The following is a 23,078-nucleotide window of genomic DNA, read 5'->3' as shown; positions in this document are numbered from 1 at the left end:
CTCGCTGAAGCCTTGTGGCGTCTGCCGTGTCAGTGAGGCGGCATTATAGAGATGTTCATCACATTGGCAAGTGTTTATTAAAGAAAGATGCAAAAATAACGATTACATGGCGAATAAACACTCAAAGCCTTATTTGTGCAAGTTTAACTACAGAGTACTTACAAAATAACCACAGACTTATCCACAATTGATCTAATTTTCATCCTAGAAAACAAAAAAGCTGCCTCATGGCAGCTTTTTAAATGGCAACGAGTCTAAATCCCAGAACCATATTGCTCTCCATCATCTTCATGGAGACCACATTCGCGTTTCAACCCATTAAAACGAGTTTCCTCTTCAGTCATACCCGGTTCCCACTTCTTAGTTGTATGTGTATCTCCAACAGAAAGGTAACCCTGCTCTCGAAGCGGGTGATAACCGAGACCATGCTCTTCTAGGTAATAGTGAACATCTTTATTCGTCCAATCGATTACCGGCAAAAATTTAAACACACCATTTTGGATAGATAAGATTGGCAAATTTGCACGCGATTGAGATTGCTCTCTTCTTAAACCGGAAAACCATGTCCCAGCCTCGAGCTCATCCAACGCTCTTCTCATCGGTTCAACTTTATTAAGCTTGTTGTACTTCTCTATCCCTTCTATACCTTGATCCCAAAGTTTTCCATATTGCGCTTCTTGCCAATTAGGGCTCTGTTGGGCGCGAAAGACTTGAAGGTTTAGAGTCAACTTCTGACTTAACTCATCAATAAAGCGATAGGTCTCCGGAAATAGATACCCTGTGTCAGTCAAAATAACCGGAATATCTGGTTTTGCTTGGGTCACTAGGTGCAACATCAATGCTGCTTGGATTCCGAAACTAGAAGACACAACATGTGTCCCTTCTAAATTATCTAAAGCCCACTTAACTCTTTCTAATGCGGTTAGCTGCTCTAACTCTGCGTTGATTTGTCCAAGACGAAGTATTTGCTCCGTCTTAGTCAATGCGAGTAGCTCTGCTAACTTCAATTTTGAAGCGACAGAATTATGCATGCAGATCCCTCTTGGAAATGATCACCTCTTCGATGATGCCAGCTCGGATTGTAAAATCACCGAACCCTTCTTTGTCGTTGCGTTCTGTAGCCCAACGTCCCACCAGCGCATCAATCTCTTCTAAGATCTGAGCTGATGTGATGTTCTCTTTATACATCTTAGGGATACGAGTTCCGGCCTTGTTGCCACCTAGGTGCATGTTGTAACGCCCCGGAGCCTTACCCACTAAACCAAGTTCAGCCAACATTGCACGACCACAACCGTTTGGACAACCTGTGATTCGAAGGATGATGTTATCTTCTTCTGGTAATCCATGTTTTTTCAGAATGTCTTCAACATCCGTTACAAACTCAGGAAGAAAGCGCTCAGCTTCTGCCATTGCTAAAGGACATGTTGGGAAAGCCACACACGCCATTGAGTTTTTACGTTGCTCTGAAACAGCATCATCCATCAAGCCATATTGACGCGCCAGTTTTTCAATCTTGGCCTTTTGACTCGTCGACACACCCGCAACAATTAGGTTTTGGTTTGCAGTCATGCGGAAGTCACCTTTGTGGATCTTCGCTATTTCAGCAACACCTGTTTTCAGAGCTTTACCCGGAAAATCAAGTAAACGACCATTCTCGATGAATAACGCCAAGTGGTGCTTACCATCAATGCCTTCCGCCCAACCAATGCGATCACCACGGCCAGTAAACTCATAAGGACGGCTTTCAGAAAATTCTACGCCTGCACGCTTTTCTACTTCTGCTTTGAATACATCAATACCAACACGGTCTAGTGTGTATTTGGTTTTTGCATTCTTACGGTTTGAACGGTTACCCCAGTCACGCTGAGTCGTTACCACCGCCGCTGCTACATCTAACGTTTTATCTAATGGCACAAAACCAAAGTCGTCAGCTTTACGTGCATAAGTAGAGGTATCACCATGTGTCATAGCAAGACCGCCACCGACTAACACATTAAAGCCCACCAGCTTTCCGTCTTCAGCAATAGCAACAAAGTTAAGATCGTTAGCATGGACGTCCACATCATTTTGCGGAGGAATGACAACCGTCGTCTTGAACTTACGCGGTAGGTAGTTGCTACCAAGGATAGGTTCTTCATCCGTTGTTTCTAGTTTTTCACCATCTAACCAGATTTCTGCATAAGCACGAGTCTTCGGTAATAGATGTTCACTGATCTTTTTCGCCCACTCGTAAGCTTCTTGATGAAGTTCAGATTCAACCGGGTTTGTCGTACATAGAACATTTCGGTTTACATCACCCGCTGTCGCAATTGAATCAATGCCAATGCTATTTAGCGTTTGGTGCATCAACTTAATGTTCGGCTTCAAGACACCGTGGAACTGAAACGTTTGACGAGTTGTTAGACGAATTGAACCGTAAGAGGTACTTTCGTCTGCGAACTTATCAATCGCCAACCACTGCTTAGGGGTAATGATGCCACCAGGCATACGAGCACGAAGCATGACGTTATGTAACGGTTCGAGCTTTTGTTTGGTACGTTCGTTACGAATATCACGGTCGTCTTGTTGATACATACCGTGGAAACGAATCAACTGAAAGTTATCAGCAGTAAAGCCACCTGTTATGCGGTCTTGGAGATCTTGTTCAATCGTACCGCGTAGGTTATTACTTTCACGCTTAAGACGCTCATTGTCAGCCAAAGGTCCAAGTACTTGACCTAGCACTTCTTGCTCTATTACTTGCTTGCTCATTAGTACACATCCCTTTGGTAACGTTTCGCTTTACGTAAATCATTAATATATTGTTCAGCTTGCTCGCGGCTCTGGTTGCCATGCTTTTCCGCTATCGAAACTAACGCTTCATGAACATCTTTAGCCATTCGAGTCGCATCGCCACAGACATAGAGGTACGCGCCCTCTTGCAGCCATTGCCACACCTGCTCTGCTTGTTCGATTAAACGGTCCTGAACATAAACCTTTTCTTTTTGGTCACGGCTAAAGGCAACATCGAGCTTAGTTAGCGCGCCAGACTTGAGGTACTTTTGCCATTCAACTTGGTATAAGAAATCTTGAGTAAAGGTACGGTCACCAAAGAACAACCAGCTTTTTCCTTCAGCATCATTGTTTTCACGCTCTTGAACAAAACTGCGGAACGGTGCGATACCGGTACCCGGGCCGACCATGATGATTGGTGTATTGTCGTCTTGTGGTAATTTGAAGTTATTGTTGTTCTCAACAAACACCTTCACTTCACCACCCTCTTCAAGACGTTGAGCTAAGAAGCTAGAAGCTCCGCCTAAACGAGACTCTTCGCCTTTTTGGTATTCAACCAAACCAACCGTCAAGTGAACTTCTTCATCTACTTCTGCTTGGCTTGATGCAATAGAATAGAGACGCGGTGTCAGCTTACGTAACAGGCCAATTAACTCATCAGCCGATAGCTTAGTTTTCTTCTCAGCTAAAACATCGACAACTTGAGTATTACCCGCGTATTCACGAAGCTTGTCTTTATCTTCCACCAGCTTGATTAACTTCTTGCTGCCCGATAACTCAGCAAACTTAGTCACAAGTTGAGGGTTTGAAGTGGTAATCTCAAATTTACTCACTAGCGCACTATGGATAGATAGATTCTCACCATCGACATCGACACTTTCGATACCCGATAACCCAACCTTAGAAAGAATCTGATTTGCGAGTTCTGAACTGTTTTCATACCATACGCCTAGCGCATCGCCGGGTTGGTAGGTAATGCCCGACTCATCAAGATCAATCTCGATATGACGAACATCTTTACCCGAGTCACGACCCGTGATCTTTTGACTGGTTAATAGTGTCGCTGTATATGGATTTTGTTTGGTGTATTGCGAATGACCGGCAGCTGCTTGGCCTACTGGTAACTGAACGATATCAGCCTCGGCACCTGTCGATAGCGTCTCTTTTACTTGCTCTAATGCTTTAGCGCGCCATTCCGTTGCTGATTCTTCGTAATCAACATCACAATCAAGGCGATCGACAAACGATTTCGCACCAAGCTTAGCGAGGAAGTTATCGAAGTCTTTAGCCGTTTGGCAGAAGAACTCATAGCTTGAGTCACCTAAACCAATCACACCGTATTGTAGGTTTGATAATTTTGGCGCTTTCTTCGATTGAAGGAATTCATGCAACTCAATCGCGTTATCAGGGGCTTCGCCCTCACCATTGGTTGAAGCGACGAAAATGACGTGTGTCTCTTTGGCTAAGTTCTTACCTTTATAATCACTCGCATCGAAAAGCTCGACGGCGATACCTAAGGCTTTTGCTTCTGCCTCGAGCGATTCAGCGACGCCTTTAGCATTACCGGTTTGAGAAGCGAAGATAATGCTGAGCTTACCCGCTGGCTTAGCCGCTACTGCAGCGGCCGCTTGAGCGATTGGCGCAGCAGCACCGACAGGCTGAGCTTGGCTCACTCCCCAAAGGTAACCACTGACCCATGCCAGTTGCTGTGAAGACAGTTCAGAAACAGTTTGCTGAAGATGACCCAATTGTTGGTCATTAAGTGGTGCTGCTAGCCCAGGTAACTCATTAGCCCCAGACTGTGCATTATTATTTTGTGAAGACTCTTTCTTATTTAAAGACATGGTCACGACATCCTTAATCATTGCGTGACGATAGATTAACCACTCCTTTTAATAACAAGAAAGAATAGAAAAGTATGTTTTATAACTTTTTGGAAGTAAAAACCGATTGAAACGCAAATTGACTTACTGGTTTTCAATACGCACTTGCTGAAAGCCAACCGCCATTGCCGATTTAGATGCTAGGTCTAAATCCGCGTAATGGCACTCTTCACCATGAACATCAGTAAGCAGAACAAAGCCACCTCCCATATGGCGAAACTCCACAACCCAAGACCCTTCTTGAATTGAGGGCTCTATGATCGCTTCAACTAACAGATTTTCTCTATATAAATTTCGTAATTCATTGAGTGTCATATTCCATCCCTTGCTTTGACCTCACTACATAGACCTTATAAGAATAGACGCAAATTGGCTCTCTGTATTAAGGATGGTCGAAAGTGATGAATGTGCTAACTAATTCCAGAAAGATATATACCCAAGTAACCTCAAGATGCTTGGTTCAGCGAGAATGACTTGGTTTGTAGACGCGGCGACGATTTAAAGGTCTAGTGGGCCTAAATCAAGAATCGACAACAAAGTATACAAGCCAAGACAACTCGCCCTTTGGGAGCGTGTCATTGAACCGATTGCTGCGTCAAACAACTTGGAAAGAGCCAGCTATTACGCTGCGTCGTTTTCCTTGAACTCGGCTCAATGACAACGCTCTGAATCCAGCATCTTGAAGCCACTTGGGTATAACCAATAGATATAAAAAAACGCCACTTAATAAAGTGGCGTTCTTAAAATTCGTTCTAAATTTGCTTTATATGGCCTAGAAGCGCACTTCAGCACCAGCAAACCAACCATCGACCATGACAAAGCTCTTGCCTAGTTCTGAGCTAAAGAACTCATCCGAATCTAAATCGATAACACGGTAACCACCACGCAGGGCAATTTCAGATTCTGATACTGGAATTCGGTACTGAACACCCGCCATCAAGTCAGTGCTCTTAATACCACTGCTATCACCGAACTCCATCGTACCAATGATATCGAAGTTAGTGTCCGGCACATTGATCTCTGCGTTACCGTAGAAGCTCCACGTGAACTCATCAAACGTCGATGTTTTCGCACCTGTTGCTTTTGGTTCAATGTAATTCGAGTTTGAGTATTGAGTAAACGTCACACCCGCATCGAAGTTCATCTGCTTGTGATCTAACAACGTGTAATAGAAGGTGTAGTCGTACTTATCGAAAGCCGATGAATCTGCATCAACAGAAGTATAGCGAAAGCTAGCGTTTGGTAGCATCGGGGCATTATGCTCAAATGCGAAATACAACGAAGGTGAGTTAGAATCGTCATCTTGTCTAACTTCGTTTAGCTTTGTACTTCCCCACCACATATCGGCACCGACTTTAGCCGTGTAAGAAAACTCTTCTTCAGCAGACACTGCTGAACTTAAAGATAGCATTCCCACTAAAGCAATTAATGGCATTTTATTCATTTGAGATAGCTCCAATTCCATATCGTAGTGCTAATTGTATGCACATTCATAGATTATTGGGGAAAATTCTACCACACATCTTAAATTCTAAAACGATAAACCGCTGACGAGTAAAGATTTGACGGCACGATGACCTTAGTAACGTCTCTGGTTAGAACTGTGTACAAAATTTTTGAAAAACCACACACCGATTGCAATCACGATCAACCAAGGCAGTAACTTAAACACGACGCCCATCATACCTAAGACCAACATGACTAATAACGCCACTCCGGTTGCAGCCAATACCGTCATAAACGTAATACCAGTGACAAGTAGAGTCGCAACGAAAATAAGAACAAATATTAATTCAAACATAATGGTCTCCCTAATGAGTTAATGACCTATCTTTCCTACTTTCTAACATTGCAGCTTCCATACCAAGTATGCCAACCCTATAAAATCCTTATTTATCAGATAAATAAAAAGCCACACATCTTCATGCGTGGCTTTTCGGAAACTTATAGTGGTAAATTTAACCTCTAGTGGCGAATTTAACCTTAAGTTTTTAACTTAGAGGGAGCTTAAACATTTAGCTCTTTAGGGATCTTAGCCAATGCTGTTTGCATCACTTCAATACCTGCACCTTTCTTATGTGCGTTTTCACTGATGTAGCGACGCCATTGTCTTGCACCAGGCATGCTTTGAAACAAACCAAGCATGTGACGAGATATGTGACCTAAGCTTGCGCCATTTGAAAGTTCACGCTCGATGTACGGGTACATCTCTTCGACAACCTGTGAGCGCTTCTTAATTGGTGTGTCTAAACCAAAGATCTGTTGATCAACTTCAGCCAAAATAAATGGGCTATGGTAAGCCTCACGACCAATCATCACACCATCAAGGTGTTGCAAGTGCTCCTTAGTTTGCTCAAGAGTAGTAATGCCACCATTCACGGCAATCACCAGATCAGAGAAATCTTTCTTGATTTGGTATGCACGATCATAATCTAGCGGTGGGATCTCACGGTTCTCTTTCGGGCTAAGGCCACTCAACCACGCTTTACGCGCGTGAATAGTAAATTGCTCACAGCCACCTTTTTCAGAAACCGTCGAAACAAACTTAGTTAGAAACTCATAAGAGTCTTGGTCATCGATACCGATACGCGTTTTCACGGTAATTGGAATATCAGTGACTTCTTTCATCGCTGAAACACAATCTGCCACCAACTCGGGCTCAGCCATCAAGCATGCACCAAATCGACCATTCTGAACTCGGTCTGAAGGGCAACCTACGTTAAGATTCACTTCATCGTAACCACGCTCACCAGCAAGCTTGGCACAAGCCGCAAGATCAACCGGGTTTGAACCACCGAGTTGAAGTGCAAGAGGATGTTCTTGCTCGTTATATTCTAGGAAGTCGCCCTTACCATGTAAGATCGCGCCCGTTGTTACCATTTCCGTGTACAGAAGAGTCTGCTGAGAAAGCAAACGGTGAAAGTAACGACAGTGGCGGTCAGTCCAATCGAGCATTGGAGCGACAGACAATCTACATGAATGTGTCATGGTAAAGTACCCTGGTAGCGAGTCAAAAAAATATGCTGGAATACCCAGCAAAAGCAAGGTCGGCTATTGTAAATGCTATGCCCTGTTTGTGCTATATGAACTTTACCTCATACTTTTTTATAAACCTATTCACCAGTTCTCTAATTCAGCCTCATTAATCAGTTATGCCTTGAGTCACACTGTCATTTTGAGTTACCTTGTCTTATTCAAAGTCGTGGGTCACAATACGCTCTGTACCTGACTTTAATAGAAATCATTGGCTCCCAAAACGTAGTAACCTAGAAATAGGGTTTAAATAGGGATGTCCGATTGAATGGTGAAAAATTTGGACCACACATTAATAGAGCAAGTTGAAGGGATATGCGCATCTCGAGGCGTTAGGTTAACACCTCAGAGAAAGCGAGTGTTTGAGCTCATTTTCTCTAATAAAAAAGCCTCCAGTGCTTATGAATTATTAGAGCAGTTGAAAGTCAGTGAACCGCAAGCCAAGCCTCCTACAGTTTATCGTGCTTTGGATTTCTTGTTGGAGCAAGGTTTCATTCACAGAGTTGAGTCAACCAATAGCTTCATATGCTGCTGCTCTTGCAATGCCAACAAACATTTCTCCCAACTACTGATCTGCGATAAATGTGGCACTGTGATAGAACTGCAGGACGATGCGCTTGTCACCCTACTCGCCAGTAACGCTGAGAAGCATGGCTTTCAATTGACGAATCATGTCATTGAATCGCATGGCATTTGCCAATCTTGCTCCTCCGAGATGAAAGAATAAGATTATAGAAGAACATTATGCGCGCTGAATTTGTAAACCCGTTTTTAGCTTCTTTGATGAACGTATTAAAAACGATGGCTTCTCTAGAATTGAAGCCACAAAAACCGAGAGTTAAGAAAGATGAAATCGCTCGTGGTGATGTATCCGGCCTAATTGGTATGGTGGGTACACAATCTCGTGGCTCTATGTCGATCACCTTTGATGAAGGTCTCGCTCTCGAAATCATGGAAAACATGCTTGGTGAACGACCAAACGGCCTCAACGAAGAAGTGACCGATATGGTGGGTGAAATCACTAATATGGTGACTGGTGGTGCAAAACGTATTCTTGCAGAAAGCGGCTTTGATTTCGACATGGCAACGCCAATCGTCGTTTCAGGTAAAGGCCACACCATTCGTCATAAGTGTGAAGGTGCTATTATCATCATGCCTTTCACATCTCAGTGGGGTAACGCCTTCATCGAGATCTGTTTCGAATAGAGACAATCGAGTAAATAAAAAACGAAAGGCTGACGTACATACGTCAGCCTTTTTTATTGCCGTAAATCAACGGATATAAAAAACGCCAACCGAAAGGTTGGCGTTTACAGTTATTACTTAGTGTTACTTAAACAGCTTAAGCTTTAAGCGCTTTAAATGCGTTGATTAGACCGTTAGTTGAGCTGTCGTGAGACGTTACTTGAGCATCATCAGCAAGCTCAGGAAGAATTTGGTTTGCTAGTTGCTTACCAAGTTCTACGCCCCATTGGTCGAAGCTGAAGATGTTCCAGATAACGCCTTGAACGAAGATCTTGTGCTCGTACATCGCGATTAGGTTACCTAAAGAGCGAGGGTTGATTTGCTTAACAAGAATAGAGTTCGTTGGACGGTTACCTTCAAATACTTTGAAAGGTACAAGCTCAGCCACTTCTTCAGCTGTTTTGCCAGCCGCTAGGAATTCAGCTTCCACTGTCTCTTTTGTCTTACCGAATGCTAGTGCTTCAGTTTGAGCAAAGAAGTTAGACATTAGCTTCTGGTGGTGATCAGATGCTGGGTTGTGACTGATTGCAGGAGCAATGAAGTCTGATGGGATCAGCTTAGTGCCTTGGTGAATCAGTTGGTAGAAAGCATGCTGACCGTTTGTACCAGGTTCGCCCCAGATGATAGGACCTGTTTGGTACTCTACCGGGTTGCCTTCACGGTCAACAAATTTACCATTCGATTCCATGTTGCCTTGCTGGAAGTAAGCTGCAAAACGGTGCATGTACTGGTCGTAAGGTAGAATTGCTTCTGACTCAGCGCCGTGGAAGTTGTTATACCAAATACCGATAAGCGCAAGGATTACTGGAATGTTGCTTTCAAACTCAGTTGAAGCAAAGTGGTTATCCATCTCGTGAGCACCTTCTAGTAGCTCAACGAAGTTATCGAAGCCAACAGATAGTGAGATAGAAAGACCGATTGCAGACCATAGTGAGTAACGACCACCAACCCAGTCCCAGAATTCGAACATGTTGTCAGTATCAATACCAAACTCAGCGACCGCAGTTGCGTTAGTTGATAGTGCTGCGAAGTGTTTAGCTACGTGTGCGTTGTCACCCGCTTCAGCCAAGAACCAATCACGTGCAGAGTGCGCGTTAGTCATTGTTTCTTGAGTCGTGAATGTTTTAGATGCCACTAAGAATAGCGTTGTTTCTGGGTTAAGAGGCTTAAGTGTCTCAACGATGTGAGTGCCATCTACGTTAGAAACGAAGTGCATGTTTAGGCGAGTTTTGTATGGCGTTAGTGCTTCAGTCACCATGTATGGACCAAGATCCGAACCGCCGATACCGATGTTAACTACATCAGTGATCTCTTTACCTGTGTAACCTTTCCACTCACCAGAAACGATGCGGTGTGTGAACAGTTCCATTTTTGCTAGTACAGCGTTAACTGCTGGCATTACGTCTTTGCCGTCAACCATTACTGGCTTGTCGCTACGGTTACGTAGAGCAGTGTGAAGTACTGAACGACCTTCAGTCTTGTTGATTGCATCACCACCGAACATTGCTTCGATTGCAGACTTAACTTCAGTCTCGTTCGCAAGAGCAAATAGGTGCTGCATAGTTTCAGCATCGATAAGGTTCTTAGAGTAATCCACTAAGATGTCAGAACCGAAACGAGTAGAAAAGCTCTCGAAACGCTTTGCATCTTGAGCAAACAGCTCTTTCATATCCATATCTTGAGCAGACTCAAAATGTGCCGTTAGAGCTTTCCACGCTTGTGTTTGCGTTGGGTTGATATTTTTCAACATGGTATCTATCCCGATGTTACTGTAGGTTTTATTCTAAACGTCACCTGGGTGATGAATAGAACCCCCGATTAGGCGAAAGTTTATATTTTTCTGTGATGACCAAACCGCGTCACCACTGAAAGATTCTTTGTAATTTTTTTTCACGACGTATTATGCCGCATATGAAGAGCTGTACCTTGAGATAAATCAGGATTAGATTTCCTGACAGAATAATCGGTACAGACTCTAGCTCTAACATAATTAAATGTGAGCGATACCTGATAAATTCAAGTTCAAAAGATAGCGTTAAACCACTTTTTTTCCAAATACATTATAAAGGATGGCGTATGTGGATTCAGAAGACTATACACCTAAATGCGCGAAAGCGTGGATTTCATCTCATTACTGATGAAATTGAACAACAGATAAACGATATCAATTCTCTATCTGTTGGTTTATTACATCTTTTTCTTCAACATACTTCTGCCAGCCTCACACTCAATGAGAACGCCGATCCGACGGTTCGCCGCGACATGGAATCACACTTCAATAAGTTCGTACCCGAGCGAGCCGCTTATTACAGACACACCTATGAAGGTGATGATGACATGCCTGCCCACATTAAAGCATCGACACTTGGCACCAGTGTGACAATACCAATTAGCAATGGTCGTTTAGCTTTAGGTACATGGCAGGGCATTTACTTAGGAGAGCACCGAGATTGTGGTGGAAGCCGAACTGTGATTGCTACGATGCAAGGTGAGTAGACTGCTTGAAAACAAGATCTCCTTAATAAAAACAATATCTTGTTAATAAAAAAGAGTGGTGTGTTTCCACGACCACTCTTATAAAAATAGTATTTGGCCTACTGTAGGCCGAAAGGTTTAGAAGGGCTGGTTTATCATAACCCTAAAGGCCCCTTCGTCACCACCTCGCGCCAACTCAGCACGTACAACAATGCCTTCCACTTGGAAACGCACCGCGCCACCTAAGCTCCATTTCATGTCCGAGTGCAGTGTTTTGATGTCGTACTCATCGGCAACGCGCCCTAATTCAGCAAACGCTACCCATTGCCACCAAGGCAAATCGTAGTAGTTTATCAGTGGGATATCGCCAAGTGGTTGCCAGTCAGGAAGTACTCGGTACTCAGCAGAATAATGAACTGCAGAGCGACCGTGATAACGACCTCCGGTATAACCTCGTAAACGATACAAGCCACCAAGTCGAGCTTGTTCTGTTTCCGGTGGACGAGCACAATCCTGCCCAGAACAGTTATCCCAGGTTGGTGTATCAGCAGTATAGAAATCGAGTGCCACAACTTGTTGATCGAATAAGTCCCCTAAAGGACCTAAAGCAAAGTACTGGCTATTTTGGAAGGTCCACTTAAGCCACAAGTCATCGTTAGACCAACTCTCTGCGCCAGTGGTGAACTCAAGGTTAGTGTGAGAACCTCTGGTCGGGTTGCGTGTGCTATCACGGTTATCCCAATCAAACGCCAAACTAAAGCCTGTTGCCTCCTCGGTATTATTTAAACCTTCCAACTCACGAGCAGTATAAAAAGGCGTAAATAGAATCGAACTGACACCCGATTCGATTGGCGAAGCAAAGCTCACATCTTTGATTGGCTGAAAAGCACCGAGTAAACCGTGTTCTGCAACGTTGCCCCAAGGTAGCAAATACTTAAACTCAAACTGATAGTTTTGCTCTAAGCCATCAGCAATGGTTTTGTCATCGATAGATGAATCATTATCGCCTTGAGAACCAATGTAATACGGGTTGTCGTTGAAGCGCGCTTGATACATCTGAGTGCTAAACAATACGTTCTCAGACAAGGCATAGTTAAAAGCCGATAGAAAACCGACGTAACTGTCTTTGTCTGAATAGAGTGCCATACCAAACAGAGCGGCTTGAGGTTGCCAAACACCCTTTGCGACACCCGCAACCCCAAAGGTGTTACCCATGGTTTCGGTGCTGAAGTAGAAAGGGACAAAAGCTGAATCTTTTTCTTCACTCGCAGCGGAAGAAGAAAAGCTGACACCGAGTAATGTCATTGCAGACATTAGCCAGTTTCGAGTCGTTCGCTTGAACATAATTTACTTATCAAGATCCATGATTACTTCACATATTCCATCGCAACACGCGAAGTCAGCTTAGTGACTAACTCGTAAGCGATAGTGCCGATATGTTCAGCCACTTCTTCTGAAGGTAAATCTTTACCCCACAGAGTCGCTTCATCACCCACTTTATCTGCCGCATCAGGGCCTAGATCAACCGTTAGCATGTCCATTGACACACGTCCTGCGATCGGTACTTTTCGACCGTTAACGAACACTGGAGTACCGTTAGGTGCAGTACGAGGATAACCATCACCGTAACCAATCGCGATAACACCAACCTTGGTATCACGTTCACTGGTCCAGTTTCCGCCATAACCCACACTTTCACCGGCTTTCACATCGCGAACGGCAATTAGGTGTGAGGTCAGGGTCATCACAGGCAAAAATCCAAGCTCTTGCGCTGATTTATCAACAAACGGAGAGACACCGTAAGATATGATTCCCGGACGAACCCAATCAAGGTGGCTGTCTGGCCAAGCGAGTAAACCCGCAGAGGCAGCAAGTGAACGCTCCCCTTCACAACCTTCAGTAAGCGACAAGAAAAGCTCTGTCTGTTCAACGGTGGTTGCTCTATCCAGTTCATCAGCACAACCGAAGTGGCTCATGTAACGTAGAGGTTTGGCAACATTCGCACATTGATGCAAACGCTCAACAAAGTTTTGGTATTGCTCAGGGCGAACACCTAATCGGTGCATACCACTGTCGACTTTTAGCCATACCACAACGGGTGTTTCCAAATCCGTATTCTCTAGCGCGCTTAATTGCTCTTCACAATGCACCACCGTTTGAATGTTATTGGTCACCAAGATTGGCAAATCGCACGAAGAGTAAAATCCTTCCAGCAACAAAATAGGTTTAACAATGCCACCAGCACGAAGTTGTAACGCTTCTTCAATACGCGCCACACCAAAAGCATCAGAGCTTTTTGAATGCTTGGCTATATGCAGTAAGCCGTGTCCGTAGCCATTGGCTTTCACAACAGACATGACCTTGCACTGAGGAGCCTTCGACTTTATCTGGTTCAGGTTATGTTCGAGCGCGTTTAAGTCAATGCTCGCCGTCGCCGCTTTCATGTAAGTCATTAGCGATTACTCATCATCAAATGCAGGGCCTGCATAGTTATCAAATCGGGAGTGTTGGCCTTGGAACGTAAGACGAACAGAACCGATCGGACCGTTACGTTGCTTACCAAGGATGATCTCAGCAATGCCTTTCAAGGAACTATCTGGGTTATAAACCTCATCACGATAGATGAACATGATCAAATCGGCATCTTGCTCAATCGAACCTGATTCACGCAAATCCGAGTTTACTGGGCGCTTATCAGCACGTTGCTCTAGGGAACGGTTAAGCTGAGAAAGTGCCACAACCGGAACGTTGAGCTCTTTTGCTAACGCTTTCAATGAGCGAGAAATCTCGGCGATTTCAAGAGTACGGTTATCAGATAACGAAGGTACACGCATTAATTGAAGGTAATCTATCATGATCATAGAGATACCATCGTGTTCACGAGCGATACGTCGAGCACGAGAACGCACTTCTGTTGGCGTTAGACCCGAGCTGTCATCGATATACATATTCTTCTTATCCATCAGAATACCCATACTCGACGAGATACGAGCCCAATCTTCATCATCTAGCTGACCAGTACGAATCTTGGTTTGGTCTACGCGAGAAAGTGACGCAAGCATACGCATCATCAGCTGTTCGGCTGGCATCTCTAGCGAGAAGATTAAAACCGGTTTGTCTTGCTTCATCGCCGCGTTTTCACACAAGTTCATCGCAAATGTGGTTTTACCCATCGATGGACGAGCAGCAACAATAATTAAGTCAGAGCCTTGTAGACCTGCTGTTTTCTTGTTGAGGTCGTTGAAGCCAGTATCGACACCTGTCACACCATCTTGCGGCGTTTTGTATAGGATCTCGATACGTTCTAGCGTCTTCTCTAGAATGCTATCAACGTTTTGTGGACCTTCGTTTTCACTTGCACGGCCTTCGGCAATCGCGAAGACTTTACTTTCAGCAAGATCAACCAGCTCTTCCGAAGTACGACCTTGAGGGTCATAACCAGAATCAGCAATCTCATTCGCGACACCAATCAGGCTACGAACAAGTGCACGTTGCGCTACGATATCCGCATACGCATTGATGTTTGCGGCACTTGGTGTGTTTTTCGCTAAGTCAGCAAGGTAAGCAAAGCCACCCACTTCTTCAAGTTGCTCACGCAGCTCTAAATGTTCAGATAGTGTAATAAGATCCAGAGGAGAACTTTCTTCAAGGATATCCTTTACCGCTTCAAAGATCAGACGGTGAGGACGGCTATAAAAGTCTTTGGCCACAACCTTTTCGGCAACTGTATCCCAGCGTTCGTTATCTAATAACAAACCGCCAATAACAGATTGCTCAGCTTCTAATGAATGTGGCGGGACCTTGATGGCGTCCACCTGATCGTTGGCTGATTTCTGACTTTTGGTATCCACTATGACTACACTCAATAACTAATAATGATCGTTCATTATACCCAAGAACATCCGTTTGTAATCCGATCCTATGAGTTTGTTTTATTCTTCAGGAAGAATTTACCTATTGCTGACGGAATTAACCAAGGGTAGCATTACGATCCTGCCATTCACTCACTGTATAACTAGAGGTATGCGTGTCCAAATTATTGGCTCTGAGCACTGGTCTTCTAAGCACTGGTCTCCTGAGCGCTCCGATGGCCTTAGCTGATGATGCTAAAGACTCTGTTGATGCTAATACCTCTGTTGATTCTATTCTCGACTCTATAGTAGTACCAGAAACTACAGCTGAGCCGATCGTCGTTGCACCGACACCTGAAGAAAAAGAGTTGGATATCGCACCAAGTGATACGGCTGATACAGAGCTGCCTAACCCACTAAAGACTGAGGTCGAATTTGGATATCAGTCGCATACTGGTAATTCGGATTCACGATCGCTTAACGCACGCCTGAACGGTGAGTATACAGCTGGTCGTCATAGAACCAGTGGCGAATGGAAATACTACAATCTCTATAAAGATGGTGAGGAAGATAAAAGGCAATCGACTTACTCGGCTCAGAGTGACTACAAGTTAAGTCCTAAAACCTACCTTTACGGCAGTTTCAAAGGAGTCGACTCGAGATACAGTGCTTACTTTAAGGACTACACAATTTCGAGTGGTCTGGGTTACCAGTTTTCGAATACCGAAGAGTTTGTATTGGAAGTCGAAGTGGGCCCAGGTTTTCGTTACCAAGAGCCAAACCTCGATGAGATCGACGATGATGACATCATCTTCCCAGAGATTGTTGAAGAGGCAATTTTCCGTGGCAACGTGAATACGTCATGGCAGGTGTTGAAGAATTTGCAGCTCAAGGCAGACGTGACGCTTGTCTCTGGTCACAGTAACCTAAAGTTTGATACTGAGTTAGAAGCCATCAACGATATTACTGACAATATCGCGCTGAAGATCGCTCACTCTCGCCAGTACCACGATAAAGTGCCTGAAGGCTTAAGCAAACAAGACTCTGTTCTATCGATCAACTTGCTCTTCCAGTTCTAATCTTAGGCCACCTCTAACCTTGAGAACAACTTGTTCAGCAATAACAGCTTATGGATCACCGTAAGCTTTTTACCTACTGTAGCCCTTCCTTGTACTTTCCTATATTCCAGACATAAAAAAACACCAGCCGAAGCTGGTGTTTAAAACTTTCAAAAGAAAGAATTCGTCTTGGTACTGAAATTACTCAGCTGCAACGATAGCGATTTTCGCAGTAGCAAAAACTTCAGAGTGAAGTTGGATGCTTACTTCGAATTCGCCGATGTTACGTAGAGCGCCTTCAGGTAGGCGTACTTCGCTCTTAGCTACTGCAACACCTGCCGCTGTAATAGCGTCAGCGATGTCACGAGTACCGATAGAACCGAATAGTTTACCTTCGTCACCAGCTTTAGAAGCGATTGTAACGCCTTCTAGAGTGTTAACGCTCTCTGCACGAGCTTCAGCAGCAGCTAGTTGCTCAGCAACTTTAGCTTCTAGTTCAGCACGACGAGTTTCGAACATAGCAACGTTGTCTTTAGTTGCCATAACTGCTTTACCCTGTGGGATAAGGAAGTTACGAGCGTAACCAGATTTAACGTTTACTTGGTCGCCAAGGCCACCTAGGTTACCGATCTTATCAAGTAGAATAACTTGCATTATCTTAGTCCTCTTAAACTATTATTAACTATTACCGATTACTGATGCTTGTCAGTGTACGGTAGTAGAGCTAGGTAACGAGAACGCTTGATAGCGCGAGCTAGTTGACGCTGGTACTTAGCGCTTGTACCAGTGATACGGCTAGGTACGATTTTACCAGCTTCAGTGATGTAGTTTTTAAGAGTTGCTACGTCTTTGTAGTCAATCTCTTGTACGCCTTCTGCAGTGAAACGGCAGAATTTACGACGACGGAAGAAACGAGCCATGGGCTATCTCCTGATCTTAAATTTAGTAAAGCGGTCTTTCACAATTATCGAAATAACTATCAATGACCTAAAACAAGTTGAGAATTTTTTAAGGCGTTAAGCCAAAAAAGAATTACTCAGCAGCTGCTTCTGGTTTAGCTTCTGTACGCTCTTCGCGACGAGGAGCACGCTCTGCACGCTCTTCTTTTTGCTTAAGCATAATAGATTGCTCAGTCACAGCGCCTTTAGTGCGCATGATCATGTTACGTAGAACTGCATCGTTGAAACGGAAAGCAGTTTCTAGCTCGTCAATCACTTCTTGACCAGCTTCAACGTTCATAAGAACGTAGTGAGCTTTGTGAAGCTTGTTGATTGGGTAAGCCATTTGACGACGACCCCAGTCTTCTAGACGGTGGATAGTACCGCCAGCTTCAGTGATAGAACCAGTGTAACGCTCGATCATGCCAGCAACTTGCTCGCTTTGATCAGGGTGAACCATGAATACGATTTCGTAATGACGCATTTGGTTGCTCCTTACGGATTATTAGCTTCCACGAGTGGCCCGGTCGTCCAGAGGAAGCAAGGAACTAAAGATAAATGACCGAGTTTTAAGGACGGCAAATGTTATAGAAAGAACCCGGTATTGGCAAGCGCTATTTGGTGAATAATGAAACAGTTTTTCTGTCGCCATCTAGCCATCCGACAAACCGATGGATTTTGCTATAACAGCCTAAAAAGAAACGCCCACCAGCAAGTGGTGAGCGCTAATAAATTCATAGACTTAAAGCAGCGTTAACGCATTACTGAGCTAAACGCTGTCTTACCGCTTCGAACAGGCAAATACCCGACGCCACAGAAACATTTAAGCTCGATACGCTACCTGCCATTGGAATCTTAATCAGATCATCGCAAGTTTCACGAGTTAAACGACGCATACCGTCACCTTCTGCACCCATAACTACCGCAAGAGGACCCGTTAGCTTCGCTTGATAGATATCATGCGTTGCTTCACCTGCCGTACCCACAAACCATACGCCCTGCTCTTGCAGTGCACGCATTGTGCGAGCTAGGTTGGTTACGCGCACGAGAGGAACCGTTTCAGCTGCGCCACATGCAACCTTGCTTACCGTTGCTGTTAACGGCGAAGAGCGATCTTTAGGTACGATAACAGCAGCGACACCTGCGGCATCCGCGTTACGTAGACAAGCGCCTAGGTTATGAGGGTCTGTTACGCCGTCTAGAACTAACAGCAAAGGCTGTTCGTGCTGCGCTAGGATATCGTCTAGGTGAGTTTCATTAAGCTGCTTAGCAGGCTTCACCTTAGCAATAAGACCTTGGTGATTCGCACCTTGTGCTTTTTCATCCAACGGCTTACGACCCATCTGTTGAATCGACACACCAAACTGTTGCAGTTGGTTCAGTAATGGAAGAAGACGCTCGTCTTGGCGACCTTTCAATACATACGCTTCGATAAAACGTGCAGGATCTTTTTCTAGTACGGCTTTCACCGCGTGAATACCGTAAATAAATTCGTTACTCATTGTCTCAACTTACTCTTATTGCTCAGAGATGAATGACATCAATGCCGATGTGTCCACCTCTGTGTTGTTCATTTCGAGAGTATGCGTCTTGTGCCTGATACTCTCGCATTAAAGTCATTTCACACTAAATCAGTAGGCGCTAAACCTGATTAGCAGAGCGCCTTATTTAGCCTTAAGATCTATCAGCCTTAAGAGTTATCAGCCTTTGGCTTACGGCTTGCAGCACGCTTTTTCTTAGCGCGAGCTTTAGCAGCACCGGTTTTATTCGCTGGCTTTTTCTTCTTAGCAGGGCCTTCGCTGCTTCCGTCAGGTCGCTTAGTTGGCTCAACCATAGGCTTCGCTGATACACCTGGCTTATTACTCTTCACTGCTGAGCGCTTCTTGCTTTTCGCCTTTTTCATCGCTTCTGCTGCACGCTTCTTGGCTGTTTTGCCTTTGCCACGCGGCTGACGATCAGTGTCTTCTAAGTCAAAGTCGATTTGGCGAGTTTCTAAATTAACCGCAGAAACCTTCACTTTAACCGAATCACCCAAGCGGTAGATATTACCTGAGCTTTCACCCACTAGACGCTGACCAACAGCATCAAATTGGTAGTAATCATTCGCTAGCGCTGAGATGTGTACCAAGCCATCAATGTGCAGTTCAGTTAGACGAACAAAGAAGCCAAAACCAGTCACGTTGGCAATCACACCATCCATCACCTCACCGACATGGTCTTGCATGTATTCACACTTCAACCAGTCGTTTACTTCACGCGTTGCGTCATCAGCACGACGTTCAGTCATTGAACACTGCTCGCCGTAGAAGTCCATATCATCGAAAGTGTAGTGGTAACCACCAGTTGGCGTCCAACGTTCGCTGTTACGACCTTCTTCTTTCGCAATAAGGTACTTAATCGCACGGTGCAATAGCAAATCTGGGTAACGACGAATTGGCGAGGTAAAGTGAGCATAGCGTTTAAGAGCTAAACCAAAGTGACCCGCGTTATCCGCGTTGTATACCGCTTGCTTCATTGAGCGTAGCAGCATAGTTTGGATTAATTCACGATCTTCACGTTCATTAATCTGTTGCATCAGTTGTGCATAGTCTACTGGTGATGGCGACAGACCACCTTCCAGTGTTAAACCTAATTCACTTAAAAAGCTCTTGAAGCCCATTAAGCGCTCTTCGCCCGGAGTTTCGTGAACACGGTACAGCGCAGGCTCTTTCGCTTTTTCTACGTAAGATGCCGATGCGATATTCGCAAGAATCATACATTCTTCGATGATCTTGTGTGCATCGTTACGAATTACTGGCTCAATACGGTCAATCTTACGATCCGCATTGAAGATAAACTTAGTTTCTACCGTTTCAAATTCAATCGCACCACGCTCGTCACGCGTTTTCTTAAGCACCTTATACATCTTATGAAGCTCTTCAAGATGTGGTACTTCAGGTTCGTAACGCTCACGTAATTCTTCATTGCCATCTAAGATCGCGCCTACTTTGTTATAAGTAAGACGAGCATGAGAATTCATTACCGCTTCGTAGTGCTTGTAGCCTGACAGTTTACCTTTGTCTGAGATAGTCATCTCACACACCATACATAAACGGTCTACCTGAGGGTTCAATGAACACAAACCATTTGAAAGCACTTCTGGCAGCATTGGCACGACTTGTGACGGGAAGTATACCGAGTTACCACGGTTAATCGCTTCTTTGTCTAGCGCTGTATCTGGGCGAACGTAGTAACTTACGTCAGCAATCGCTACCCATAGACGCCAGCCGCCGCCTTTCTTCGCTTCACAGTAAACCGCATCATCGAAGTCACGCGCATCTTCACCATCAATGGTAACCAATGGCAGTTTACGCAGGTCTACACGTCCTTCTTTTGCTTCTTCAGGAACATGCTCACCTAGGTTTTCGATTTGCTTATCTACCGCTTCAGGCCACTCTTGTGGGATCTGGTGAGTACGGATCGCAATCTGCGTTTCCATACCCGGCGCCATGTTTTCACCAAGAACTTCGGTTACTTTCCCCATCATGTTACGAGAACGACCACCGCGATCCGTAATTTCAATCACAACCACATTACCCATTCGAGCACCGCCTTTATGCTCAGTAGGGATCTGGATGTCGTGACTAATACGCGAATCATCAGCAACAACGTAAGAATGGCCGTACTCTAGGAAGAAGCGACCAACAAGTGGCGTTTTACGCTCTTCAAGCACACGAACCAAGCGACCTTCACGACGGCCACGCTTACTGTTGTCAGTAGGCTGAACCAATACGTAATCACCGTGCATGATGGTTTTCATCTGATGATGCGGCAGCACGATATCATTGTCTTTACCTACACTGCCGTCTGGGCGAACCCAACCATGACCGTCTTTATGACCAATCACATAGCCTTTGATCAGTTCCATCTTCTCAGGCAATGCGTAGCACTGACGACGAGTAAAGATAAGCTGTCCATCACGCTCCATTGCACGTAAACGACGACGCAGCCCTTCATATTGTTCCTCTCCAGCAAGACCCAAAGCTTCGAATAGATCGTTGCGGTTCATCGGAATATTCGCGTCTGTTAAAAACGAAATAATGAACTCTCGGCTTGGTACTGGGTTATCGTAATTTTTCGACTCTCGGTCGGCAAAAGGATCAACAGTGGTTGTCGCTGTCGTGTTTTCTGACGTTGGTGTGTTTTTTGACATAGGCGGGCCTGCTTAAGCAAGGAAGGTATATACCCCTAGTATATCTGATGCTAGGGGTAAGCTACAGATATGCTTTAGAAAACACTCAAATAACCTCAGATTGATACATATCTTCACTTTGTGAAACATCGCTTCATAGACGTGGATTATCATCAAAATTTCAAGCAAACGATAAAACAAACGTTTGCGCCATGAATGAAATACACTATTATCCACGCACTTTACCAACTCCTGTTCTGGGTATGATATGAAACTAAAACGCACTTTATTGGCTTCAGCTATGGCGAGCCTAGCGCTGTTCCCATTCGCAAGTTCGGCAATGGAAAAGGCTGACCTGATGATTACCGATGCGATGGTTCTAACCATGAACCAAGACAAAACGGTTTATGAAAGCGGTACTGTTGTCGTCAAAGACAACAAAATCATTGCGGTTGGAGATCCTTCACTAGAAAAGCAGTACCAAGCTAAGCAAGTGTTAGACGTTGATGGCGATATCGTTATGCCGGGTCTCATCAATACTCATACTCATGTATCAATGACAGTTTTTCGTTCGTTGGCCGATGATGTGCCAGATCGCCTACACCGCTACATCTTCCCGCTAGAGAAGAAGCTAGTATCGCGAGACATGGTACGCATTGGTGCCAACCTAGGTAACGTTGAAATGGTGAAAGGCGGTGTGACCACTTACGCCGACATGTACTACTTCGAAGATGAAGTCGCAAAAACCGTCGATAAGATCGGTATGCGTGCCATCCTAGGTGAAACGGTGATTAAGTTCCCAGTCGCCGACGCTGCCAACGCAGAAGAAGGCATTAAGTACGCGTTGAACTTCATTGAAGAATACAAAGATCACCCACGCATCACACCAGCGTTTGCCCCGCATGCGCCTTACACCAACACCACAGAGATCCTGCAGAAAATATCTAAGCTCTCCCTAGAATTAGATGTTCCAGTAATGATTCACCTTGCAGAATCACACCGTGAAGAAGAGAAAATCGCAGAGCGTTCTGATGGATTGTCCCCGGTTCAATACATGGACAGCATTGGCGCACTCAACAAGAACTTGGTGGGTGCACACATGATCCTCGTTGACGAACATGATATCGAACTGGTGAAGAAATCGGATATGGGTGTAGCTCATAACATGAGTGCTAACATCAAGTCAGCAAAAGGCGTATCACCTGCGCTTAAGATGTATGACGAAAACGTGCGTATCGGTTTAGGTACTGATGGCCCAATGTCTGGTAACACACTGAGCACCATTGATGAATTCAACCAAGTCGCTAAGGTTCACAAGTTAGTTAACAAAGATCGTGCTGCGATGCCGCCGATCAAAGTGATCGACATGGCGACCATGGGCGCAGCAAAAGCGCTGCACATGGAAGATAAGATCGGCTCTCTTGAAGCAGGCAAACTGGCTGACATCATAGTGATCGATACTAAGGCGCCAAATATGGTTCCGGTCTACAACCCATACTCAGCACTGGTGTACTCAGCTAACTCAGGCAATGTTCGTCATTCCATCGTTGATGGCAAGATCATCATGCAAGATCGCGACATGCTAACGGTAGACGAAGATAAGATTCGTCAAGAAGCACTCGATTTCACCAAGGCTGTTCGTGAAACTGGAA

Annotated in this window: 21 protein-coding genes; 5 read left to right on the top strand and 16 right to left on the bottom strand. The window is 44.7% G+C overall.

Going from position 1 to position 23,078, the window contains the following annotated elements; all coding sequences use genetic code 11:
* Positions 1 to 254: 254 nt before the first annotated feature.
* The 7 genes from A6D97_RS15885 to dusA form a co-directional block, all read right to left on the bottom strand.
* Entirely contained in the window at positions 255 to 1,031 is a 777-nt protein-coding gene (locus tag A6D97_RS15885; RefSeq protein ID WP_017059954.1) for a phosphoadenylyl-sulfate reductase, read from the bottom strand.
* A complete protein-coding gene (gene cysI / locus A6D97_RS15880; protein WP_065584776.1) occupies positions 1,024 to 2,751 on the bottom strand; it encodes an assimilatory sulfite reductase (NADPH) hemoprotein subunit in 1,728 nt (575 codons plus the stop codon). The genes A6D97_RS15885 and cysI overlap by 8 nt, the downstream gene beginning before the upstream one ends.
* Positions 2,751 to 4,616: an assimilatory sulfite reductase (NADPH) flavoprotein subunit gene (locus A6D97_RS15875; protein ID WP_065584778.1), complete on the bottom strand. Its 1,866-nt coding sequence runs from the start codon at positions 4,614 to 4,616 to the stop codon at positions 2,751 to 2,753. Before A6D97_RS15875 ends, cysI begins: the two co-directional genes overlap by 1 nt.
* A gap of 123 nt (positions 4,617 to 4,739) precedes the next feature.
* Positions 4,740 to 4,970, bottom strand: coding sequence for a hypothetical protein (locus A6D97_RS15870; RefSeq protein WP_004735813.1), 231 nt, complete (start codon positions 4,968 to 4,970; stop codon positions 4,740 to 4,742).
* Positions 4,971 to 5,427: 457 nt separating this feature from the next.
* Positions 5,428 to 6,099, bottom strand: a complete 672-nt coding sequence (locus tag A6D97_RS15865) for a TIGR04219 family outer membrane beta-barrel protein (protein WP_065584775.1) — start codon at positions 6,097 to 6,099, stop codon at positions 5,428 to 5,430.
* A 135-nt stretch (positions 6,100 to 6,234) separates the two neighbouring features.
* Positions 6,235 to 6,456, bottom strand: a complete 222-nt coding sequence (pspG, locus tag A6D97_RS15860) for an envelope stress response protein PspG (protein WP_017059950.1) — start codon at positions 6,454 to 6,456, stop codon at positions 6,235 to 6,237.
* A gap of 206 nt (positions 6,457 to 6,662) precedes the next feature.
* Positions 6,663 to 7,643 (bottom strand): tRNA dihydrouridine(20/20a) synthase DusA, encoded by a 981-nt coding sequence (dusA, locus tag A6D97_RS15855; RefSeq protein WP_017063186.1) that lies wholly within the window; start codon positions 7,641 to 7,643, stop codon positions 6,663 to 6,665.
* Positions 7,644 to 7,956: 313 nt separating this feature from the next.
* On the opposite strand from dusA, the gene zur reads away from it, so the two are divergent.
* Positions 7,957 to 8,415 carry a zinc uptake transcriptional repressor Zur gene (gene zur / locus A6D97_RS15850; RefSeq protein ID WP_017078243.1) on the top strand — a complete coding sequence of 153 codons (459 nt, stop codon included), beginning with the start codon at positions 7,957 to 7,959 and terminating at the stop codon, positions 8,413 to 8,415.
* 17 nt (positions 8,416 to 8,432) lie between these two features.
* Positions 8,433 to 8,894, top strand: coding sequence for a chemotaxis protein CheX (locus A6D97_RS15845; RefSeq protein WP_004735847.1), 462 nt, complete (start codon positions 8,433 to 8,435; stop codon positions 8,892 to 8,894).
* Positions 8,895 to 9,030: 136 nt separating this feature from the next.
* On the opposite strand, the gene pgi is transcribed toward A6D97_RS15845, so the two are convergent.
* Positions 9,031 to 10,683, bottom strand: a complete 1,653-nt coding sequence (gene pgi / locus A6D97_RS15840; protein WP_017065622.1) for a glucose-6-phosphate isomerase — start codon at positions 10,681 to 10,683, stop codon at positions 9,031 to 9,033.
* Between the two features lie 326 nt (positions 10,684 to 11,009).
* On the opposite strand from pgi, the gene A6D97_RS15835 reads away from it, so the two are divergent.
* Positions 11,010 to 11,429 carry a secondary thiamine-phosphate synthase enzyme YjbQ gene (locus A6D97_RS15835; protein WP_065584774.1) on the top strand — a complete coding sequence of 140 codons (420 nt, stop codon included), beginning with the start codon at positions 11,010 to 11,012 and terminating at the stop codon, positions 11,427 to 11,429.
* A gap of 117 nt (positions 11,430 to 11,546) precedes the next feature.
* On the opposite strand, the gene A6D97_RS15830 is transcribed toward A6D97_RS15835, so the two are convergent.
* Genes A6D97_RS15830 through A6D97_RS15820 form a run of 3 tightly spaced genes read right to left on the bottom strand, consistent with a single transcriptional unit; the run spans position 11,547 to position 15,259 of the window.
* Positions 11,547 to 12,752 carry a BamA/TamA family outer membrane protein gene (locus A6D97_RS15830; protein ID WP_065584773.1) on the bottom strand — a complete coding sequence of 402 codons (1,206 nt, stop codon included), beginning with the start codon at positions 12,750 to 12,752 and terminating at the stop codon, positions 11,547 to 11,549.
* Positions 12,753 to 12,775: 23 nt separating this feature from the next.
* Entirely contained in the window at positions 12,776 to 13,861 is a 1,086-nt protein-coding gene (gene alr / locus A6D97_RS15825) for an alanine racemase (RefSeq protein ID WP_065584772.1), read from the bottom strand.
* Between the two features lie 6 nt (positions 13,862 to 13,867).
* Positions 13,868 to 15,259, bottom strand: a complete 1,392-nt coding sequence (locus A6D97_RS15820) for a replicative DNA helicase (protein WP_016767560.1) — start codon at positions 15,257 to 15,259, stop codon at positions 13,868 to 13,870.
* 176 nt (positions 15,260 to 15,435) lie between these two features.
* Here A6D97_RS15820 and A6D97_RS15815 point away from each other — a divergent pair, with 176 nt between their 5' ends.
* Positions 15,436 to 16,338: a DUF481 domain-containing protein gene (locus A6D97_RS15815; protein WP_170791830.1), complete on the top strand. Its 903-nt coding sequence runs from the start codon at positions 15,436 to 15,438 to the stop codon at positions 16,336 to 16,338.
* 180 nt (positions 16,339 to 16,518) lie between these two features.
* On the opposite strand, the gene rplI is transcribed toward A6D97_RS15815, so the two are convergent.
* From rplI to rnr, 5 genes are all read right to left on the bottom strand, one after another.
* Entirely contained in the window at positions 16,519 to 16,971 is a 453-nt protein-coding gene (rplI, locus tag A6D97_RS15810) for a 50S ribosomal protein L9 (protein WP_010434182.1), read from the bottom strand.
* A 38-nt stretch (positions 16,972 to 17,009) separates the two neighbouring features.
* A complete protein-coding gene (rpsR, locus tag A6D97_RS15805) occupies positions 17,010 to 17,237 on the bottom strand; it encodes a 30S ribosomal protein S18 (RefSeq protein ID WP_000090472.1) in 228 nt (75 codons plus the stop codon).
* A gap of 112 nt (positions 17,238 to 17,349) precedes the next feature.
* Entirely contained in the window at positions 17,350 to 17,739 is a 390-nt protein-coding gene (gene rpsF, locus A6D97_RS15800; RefSeq protein WP_004741278.1) for a 30S ribosomal protein S6, read from the bottom strand.
* 277 nt (positions 17,740 to 18,016) lie between these two features.
* Positions 18,017 to 18,757, bottom strand: a complete 741-nt coding sequence (gene rlmB, locus A6D97_RS15795; protein WP_017063180.1) for a 23S rRNA (guanosine(2251)-2'-O)-methyltransferase RlmB — start codon at positions 18,755 to 18,757, stop codon at positions 18,017 to 18,019.
* 188 nt (positions 18,758 to 18,945) lie between these two features.
* Positions 18,946 to 21,447 (bottom strand): ribonuclease R, encoded by a 2,502-nt coding sequence (rnr, locus tag A6D97_RS15790; protein WP_017063179.1) that lies wholly within the window; start codon positions 21,445 to 21,447, stop codon positions 18,946 to 18,948.
* Positions 21,448 to 21,694: 247 nt separating this feature from the next.
* On the opposite strand from rnr, the gene A6D97_RS15785 reads away from it, so the two are divergent.
* Positions 21,695 to 23,078 (top strand): amidohydrolase (locus A6D97_RS15785; protein ID WP_065584771.1); only part of this gene is annotated, 1,384 nt, incomplete at its 3' end.

Source organism: Vibrio sp. ZF57 (assembly GCF_001691235.1).
Lineage (GTDB): Bacteria > Pseudomonadota > Gammaproteobacteria > Enterobacterales > Vibrionaceae > Vibrio > Vibrio crassostreae_C.
The sequence above is the reverse complement of the archived record's forward strand: the minus strand, read 5'-3'. Positions and strand labels throughout refer to the sequence as shown.